This window comes from Inquilinus sp. (assembly GCF_057815775.1).
The window spans coordinates 1-7,313 of sequence record NZ_JBYRFX010000227.1; the positions used below are offsets into that span (position 1 = coordinate 1).

The following is a 7,313-nucleotide window of genomic DNA, read 5'->3' on the forward strand; positions in this document are numbered from 1 at the left end:
CGCCTCAACCTCATGCATCGCAGACGCATCGATCGCCTGATCGGAGACGGACTCCCATCCCCCTCCGACCCAAGGCAAATCGCTCTCTTCTGATCTCTATCCCTCAACCGGACACCAGTGGGTCAAGCCCGAGGATGACAATCAATAATAAAACGCGCGCTGTTCTCTACCCCCGCCGCCGCAGCCGGCGGAGGTCCTCGCGCCGGATGGCGCCGAGGCCGAACAGGGCGGCGAGATAGACCAGCCCGGCGGCGGCCAGCACGGCCAGGATGGTGACCACGGCGGTCAGGTTCGAGCGTCCGGCCAGCGCCGGTGCGGCCACCACCAGCAGCCCCCACAGCACCGCCGCCATCACCACGCCGGCCAGCACCATGCGCGGCAGCCGCCGCCGGGCCGCGAGGTCGAGGCGGAACTGGCCGCGCCGGTGCAGCACCCAAGCCAGCAGCACGATGTTCAGCCAGACCCCGGCCGAGGTGCCGACGGCCAGGCCGACCTGGGACAGCGACCCCATCAGCGCGATCTTCAGCCCGACATTCAGCGCCACCGTCGCGACCGCGATCTTGACCGGCGTCGCCGTGTCGCCGCGGGCGTAGAAGCCGGGCAGCAGGCAGCGCACCAGCACGAAGGCCGGCAGGCCGAAGGCGTAGGCGGTCAGGGTCAGGGCCGATTGGTGGGAATCGAGCGCCGTGAACCGGCCGCGCTCGAACATCGCCGCCAGCAGCGGTTCGGCCGCGACCAGGAAGGCGATGGCGCAGGGCAGGGTGAGGGCGAGGGTCAGCTCGATCGCCCGGTTCTGGCTGGCCATCGCCCCGGCCGCATCGTCGGCGGCCAGGCGGCGCGTCAGCTCCGGCAGCAGCACGGTGCCGACGGCGATGCCGATGACGCCGAGCGGCAGCTGGTTCAGCCGGTCGGCGTAGTTCAGGTAGGATTGCGCGCCGGTCGGCAGCACCTGGGCGATGATGGTGTCGGCGAAGACGCTGATCTGGGCCATGCCCGCACCCAGCGTTGCCGGCCCCAGGGCGCGGAAGAAGCGGCGTACGCCCGGCGTCAGCTCCGGCCACACCAGCCGCAGCGGCGCGCCGGCGCGCTGCATGTCCCAGGCCAGGTACAGGAACGGGGCGATGCCGGACAGGAACACGCCCCAGGCCAGGGCATGGCCGGCGGTGGGCAGGAACGGCGTCAGCGCCAGCACCGCGCCGATCATGAACAGGTTCAAGAGGATCGGCGCGGCAGCGGCGGCGCCGAACCGGCCCAGCCCGTTCAGCACGCCGCCCTGCAGCGACACCAGCGACATGAACAGCAGATAGGGGAAGGTGATGCGGGTCAGCTCGACCTTCAGCGCGGTCTGCGCCGCCAGGGTGCCGCCCGGCTCCATCAGCCCGATCAACCAGGGCATGCCGGCCAGGGCGGCGACCAGCACGACCAGCAGCGCGGCCATCAGGATCGCCTGCACCTGCTCCGCCAGCCGCAGGGCCTGGGCCTTGCCCTCGCGCTGCAGGATGGTGGTGAAGGTCGGCAAAAAGGCGATGTTGAACGCGCCCTCGGCGAACAGCGACCGGAAATGGTTCGGCAGCCGGTTGGCCAGGAAGAAGGCGTCGGCGATCGGCCCGGCGCCCAGCACCGCGGCGATGATCTGGTCGCGCACCAGGCCGAGCGCGCGGCTGGCGAGGGTCAGCCCGCCGACGGAGGCGATTTTTCTGTACATGCCTAGGCTGTCACGAACTCCGCCGCGCGATAGCCCTGGAGGTAGAGCAGGGCGGTCAGGTCGCCATGGTCGATCGACACCGGCACCGACTCCTTCACCAGCGGCTTGCCGCGGAAGCCGACGCCCAGGCCGGCGGCCTGCAGCATCGGGATGTCGTTGGCACCGTCGCCGACCGTAACAGCGGCGTCGACGCCGATGCCGCGCGCCGCCGCCATCTCCTCCAGCAGCACCCGCTTGGCGTCCTTGCCCAGGATCGGCTCGCGGATCTCGCCGGTCAGCCGGCCATCGGCCAGGATCAGGTGGTTGCCCTCGGACCGGTCGAAGCCAACCGCGTCGCGCACCGGCCCGGTGAAGGCGTCGAAGCCGCCGGAAACCAGGGCGCAATAGGCGCCGTTCGCCCGCATCGTCGCCACCAAAGTCCTGCCGCCGGGGGTGTAGCGCAGCCCGGCCAGGGCCTGGTCGATGATCGTGGCCGGCTGGCCCTTCAGCAGCGCCACGCGCTCGATCGCCGCCTCGCGGAAGTTCAGCTCGCCGCGCATCGCCCGTTCGGTGATCGGCACCACCCGGTCGGCAACGCCGGCCAGAGCCGCCAACTCGTCCAGCGTCTCGGCCTCGACGATGGTGGCGTCCATGTCGGCCACCAGCAGCATCTTGCGGCGCCCGATGGCCGGCACGACATTGGCGTCGACCGGCCGGCCAGCCAGCGACAGCCGCGCGGCCGCCTGCGCCGCCTTGGCATCGGCGGCGGCGAATGCGATATCGCAGGCGATGCCCGGGGCCAGCCAGTCGACTGCGCCCGGCGTCCCGCCCGCGATCGCCAGGGCGTTGCGGACGTGGCGGGTCAGCGAATCGTCGAGGATCGGCTGGTCCGGGGCGGTGGTGAGGGTGAGGACGAGTTCCATGACGCGGCGCAGCTCCCAAGCTCGGGCACCGGATATGCCGCAGCGCGGCACCCCCTGTCTATGCACGATGGGCAATAGGGCAGGGCTATGAGCGACAGTGTCATCGTGATCGGCGGCCCCACTGCCAGCGGCAAATCGGCGCTGGCGATCGACGTGGCCACGGCGCTGGACGGCGTGGTGATCAATGCCGACAGCATGCAGGTCTATGCCGAGCTGCAGATCCTGACGGCCCGGCCGGGACCGCAGGAACTCGCCCGGGTGCCGCATCGGCTGTATGGCGAGCTGCCGGCGGCGACGCGCTGCTCCGCCGCCGCCTGGTGCGACATGGCGCTGGCCGAGATCGGGCTGGCGCAGAAGGCCGGCAAGCGGCCGATCGTGGTCGGCGGCACAGGCCTCTATCTCCGTGCCCTGACCGAAGGCTTGAGCCCGATCCCGCCGGTGCCGGAGGAGATCCGCCGCGCCACGATCGAGCTGCATGAGACGCTGGGCGGCGAAGGCTTCCATGCCGAGCTGGAGCGCTGGGACCCGAAGATGGCCCGGCGCCTGGCCCCGGGCGACACCCAGCGGCTGATCCGGGCCTGGGAGGTGATGGTGGCGACCAATCGCTCACTGGCCGACTGGCAGCTGGATGCGGCCTCCGGCCCGCCGCCGGGCATGGTGTTCGACCTGGTGGTGCTGGCGCCGCCGCGCGAGGCGCTCTACGCCGCCTGCGACGGCCGGTTCCGCGCCATGGTCGCGGCCGGGGCGCTGGAGGAGGCGCGGGCCCGGCTGGCGCTCGGCCTCGACCCGGAGCTGCCGGCGATGAAGGCGGTGGGCGTGCCGGAGCTGGCGGCGCATCTGCGTGGCGAGATCGACCTGGAGGCCGCGATCGCCCGGGCGCAGCAGGCGACGCGCAATCTGGCCAAGCGCCAGACCACCTGGTTTCGCAATCAACGGCCGGCTCCGGACGCAAGGGTGCAACGCAGCCATGTCGCCAGCGCGCAATATTCGGAAAAAATTACACCTGAAATCTTCTCTTTTCTTCGTATTTCCGATTGACCTCCCGAATGCCGCCGTCTAGCTTGCCGACCCTCGTTGATCCCCAACGTTGAACGCCGTGGCCCGGAGGGGGCTGCATCAGAGCCGCGGCCCGCCAGGGCTGCACCAGAGGATGAGATGTCGACAGAAACGCTGACCGGAGCCGAAATCGTCCTGCGTGCCCTTCGGGACCAGGGCGTAGAGGTAATCTTCGGGTATCCGGGCGGGGCTGTCCTTCCGATCTACGACGCGATCTTCAAGCAGAACGCGATCCGCCACATCCTGGTTCGGCACGAACAGGCGGCGGTGCACGCAGCGGAAGGCTATGCCCGCTCGACCGGCAAGGTCGGCGTCGTCCTCGTCACCTCCGGCCCGGGCGCCACCAACGCGGTTACCGGCCTGACCGATGCGCTGATGGATTCCATCCCCATCGTCTGCCTGACCGGGCAGGTGCCGACCCATCTGATCGGCAACGACGCGTTCCAGGAAGCCGACACCACCGGCATCACCCGGCCCTGCACCAAGCACAACTACCTGGTGAAGGACGCGAACCTCGTCGCCCGCACGGTGCATGAAGCGTTCTACGTCGCCCGCAGCGGCCGTCCCGGCCCTGTCGTGATCGACCTGCCGAAGGACGTGCAGTTTGCCGACGGCATCTACACCCCGCCGACGCATGTCGAACACCGCACCTACCGGCCGCGGACCGAGCCCGACCAGGCCCTGATCGAGCAGGCGATCGACCTGATGGTCAAGGCCGAGCGGCCGATCCTGTACACCGGCGGCGGCATCATCAATTCCGGCCCGGCGGCGTCCGAAGCGCTGCGCGAACTGGTCGAACTGACCGGCTTCCCCTGTACCTCGACCCTGATGGGCCTCGGCGCGTTGCCGGCCTCGGACCCGCGGTTCCTGGGCATGCTCGGCATGCACGGCACCTACGAGGCCAACCTGGCGATGCATGGTTCCGACCTGCTGATCGCGCTGGGCTCGCGTTTCGACGACCGGGTGACCGGCAAGATCAGCGCCTTCTCGCCGGGTGCTACCAAGATCCATGTCGACATCGACCCGTCCTCGATCAACAAGAACGTGCATGTCGACCTGCCGATCATCGGTGACGCCGGCAAGGTGATCCGGGCGATGGTCGATGCCTGGAAGCGCCGCGGCCTGAAGCCGCGCGAAAAGGCGCTGGCCAATTGGTGGAGCCAGATCAAGCAGTGGCAGGCGCGCAACTGCCTGCACTTCAGCCAGGACAAGTCGCATGATGCGGTGATCAAGCCGCAATATGCGATCAAGCGCCTGGCCGAGCTGACCGCCGACCGTGACGACGTGTTCATCACCACCGAGGTCGGCCAGCACCAGATGTGGGCGGCGCAGCTGATCCCGTTCCAGAAGCCGAACCGCTGGATGACCTCGGGCGGGCTCGGCACCATGGGCTACGGCCTGCCGGCCGCGGTCGGGGTGCAGATCGCCCATCCCGGGGCGCTGGTCATTGATGTCGGCGGCGAAGCCTCGACCTTGATGAACATCCAGGAGCTGTCGACCATTGCCCAGTACCGGCTGCCGGTGAAGATCTTCATCGTCAACAATTTCTGGATGGGCATGGTGCGGCAGTGGCAGGAGCTGCTGCATGGCGAGCGCTATTCGGAGAGCTATTCCGAGGCGCTGCCGGACTTCGTCAAGCTGGCCGAGGCCTTCGGCCTGACCGGCCTGCGCGCCACCTGCATGGGCGAAGCCGACGACGTGATCCGCGAGATGCTGCGGATCGACGGCCCGGTCGTCGTGGACATGCAGGTCTCCAAGATGGAGAAGTGCTTCCCGATGATCCCGGGCGGGGCGGCGCACAACGAAATCCTGCTGGGCCCCAGCGACCAGGCCGCCAAGCCGACCTCGGAGGAGGGGATGGTGCTCGTATAAGGCGCGACGACGCCCTTTCGCCGCGGCCGGTCCTTCTTCATGGGTCGGCCGCGACCCTCGTCTCGTGACCTTCGGACAATGAGCATGACGACCCAGCCCCACATCGAAACCCACACCATCGCCGTGCTGGTCGACAACGAACCGGGCGCCCTTGCCCGCGTCATCGGCCTGTTCTCCGGCCGCGGCTACAACATCGAAAGCCTGACCGTGGCCGAGGTCGACACGGCGCGGACGCTGTCCCGCATCACCGTGGTCACATCGGGCACGCCGATGATCATCGAACAGATCAAGGCCCAGCTCGACCGGCTGGTGCTGGTGCACAGCGTTCACGACCTGACCCTGGACGGGCCGGCGGTCGAGCGCGAGCTTGCCCTGGTCAAGGTCCGCGGCGCCGGCGACAAGCGCATCGAAAGCCTGCGTATCGCCGATGTGTTCCGGGCCCGGGCCATCGATTCCACCACCGAAAGCTTCGTCTTCGAGGTGACGGGTTCGTCCCAGAAGATCGACGCCTTCATCCAGTTGATGATTCCGCTCGGCCTGGTCGATGTCAGCCGGACCGGTGTCGTCGCCATCGCTCGGGGGCCCGAAGGGCTCCTGAACGCCGCCTAACCACCCCCGCTGCCGGCTGCATGGCGGCTGGTGGTATGTTTTGTCTGAGAAAGGCCGGGCCGCCCGGCCCCCGTGTGAGAGGACCAGAGTTATGCGCGTTTACTATGACCGCGACGCGGACGTGAACCTGATCAAGTCCAAGAAGGTCGTGATCGTCGGCTACGGCAGCCAGGGCCATGCCCATGCCGCCAACCTGCGCGACAGCGGCGCCAAGGACGTGCGCATCGCCCTGCGCCCCGAGAGCGCGACCGTGAAGAAGGCGGAAGCCGCCGGCTTCACCGTTATGTCGCCGTCCGACGCGGCCAAGTGGGGCGACGTGCTGATGATGTGCACGCCGGACGAACTGCAGGCCGACATCTACGCCCGCGACCTGGCGCCGAACATGAAGGAAGGCGCCGCCATCGCCTTCGCGCACGGCCTGAACGTGCACTTCAACCTGATCGAGGCGCGCAAGGACCTCGACGTGTTCATGGTCGCGCCGAAGGGCCCCGGCCACACCGTGCGTTCCGAATACGAGAAGGGCGGCGGCGTGCCCTGCCTGATCGCGGTCGACCAGAACGCCACTGGCTCGGCGCTCGACATCGGCCTGTCCTACGCCTCGGCCATCGGCGGCGGCCGTGCCGGCATCATCGAGACCACCTTCAAGGAAGAGTGCGAGACCGACCTGTTCGGTGAGCAGGCGGTGCTCTGCGGCGGCCTGACCGCCCTGATCGTCGCCGGCTACGAGACCTTGGTCGAGGCCGGCTACGCGCCGGAAATGGCCTATTTCGAGTGCCTGCACGAGGTCAAGCTGATCGTCGACCTGATGTATGAAGGCGGCATCGCCAACATGCGCTACTCGATCTCCAACACCGCGGAATACGGCGACTACTCGACCGGCCCGCGCATCATCACCGCAGAGACCAAGAAGGAGATGAAGCGCGTTCTGGAAGACATCCAGTCCGGCCGCTTCACCCGCGATTGGATGCTCGAGAACAAGGTCGGCCAGGCCAGCTTCAAGGCCACTCGCCGCCGCCATGCCGAGCACGACATCGAGAAGGTCGGCGAGAAGCTGCGCGCGATGATGCCGTGGATCGCCAAGAACAAGCTGGTCGACAAAGCCAAGAACTGATCCGGATCTTCCGGTGATGTGAGGAAGGGCCCCGCAAGGGGCCCTTTTCTTTTGGGCC

General features: G+C 68.4%; 6 protein-coding genes. 4 read left to right on the forward strand and 2 right to left on the reverse strand.

The features are described from left to right. Window positions 1–166: 166 nt before the first annotated feature. A complete protein-coding gene (gene murJ, locus AC3XYG_RS08200) occupies window positions 167–1,705 on the reverse strand; it encodes a murein biosynthesis integral membrane protein MurJ (RefSeq protein ID WP_489139325.1) in 1,539 nt (512 codons plus the stop codon). Window positions 1,706–1,707: 2 nt separating this feature from the next. Next, a complete protein-coding gene (gene serB / locus AC3XYG_RS08205; RefSeq protein ID WP_489139326.1) occupies window positions 1,708–2,607 on the reverse strand; it encodes a phosphoserine phosphatase SerB in 900 nt (299 codons plus the stop codon). A gap of 87 nt (window positions 2,608–2,694) precedes the next feature. Here serB and miaA point away from each other — a divergent pair, with 87 nt between their 5' ends. The 4 genes from miaA (at window position 2,695) to ilvC (ending at window position 7,255) form a co-directional block, all read left to right on the forward strand. Next, complete coding sequence (gene miaA, locus AC3XYG_RS08210) at window positions 2,695–3,645, forward strand: tRNA (adenosine(37)-N6)-dimethylallyltransferase MiaA (protein WP_489139327.1); 951 nt, start codon at window positions 2,695–2,697, stop codon at window positions 3,643–3,645. A 117-nt stretch (window positions 3,646–3,762) separates the two neighbouring features. Beyond that, a complete protein-coding gene (locus tag AC3XYG_RS08215; RefSeq protein ID WP_489139328.1) occupies window positions 3,763–5,535 on the forward strand; it encodes an acetolactate synthase 3 large subunit in 1,773 nt (590 codons plus the stop codon). Window positions 5,536–5,619: 84 nt separating this feature from the next. Beyond that, window positions 5,620–6,144: an acetolactate synthase small subunit gene (gene ilvN / locus AC3XYG_RS08220; protein WP_489139329.1), complete on the forward strand. Its 525-nt coding sequence runs from the start codon at window positions 5,620–5,622 to the stop codon at window positions 6,142–6,144. Window positions 6,145–6,235: 91 nt separating this feature from the next. After that, window positions 6,236–7,255: a ketol-acid reductoisomerase gene (gene ilvC / locus AC3XYG_RS08225; protein ID WP_489139330.1), complete on the forward strand. Its 1,020-nt coding sequence runs from the start codon at window positions 6,236–6,238 to the stop codon at window positions 7,253–7,255. Window positions 7,256–7,313: the final 58 nt, after the last annotated feature.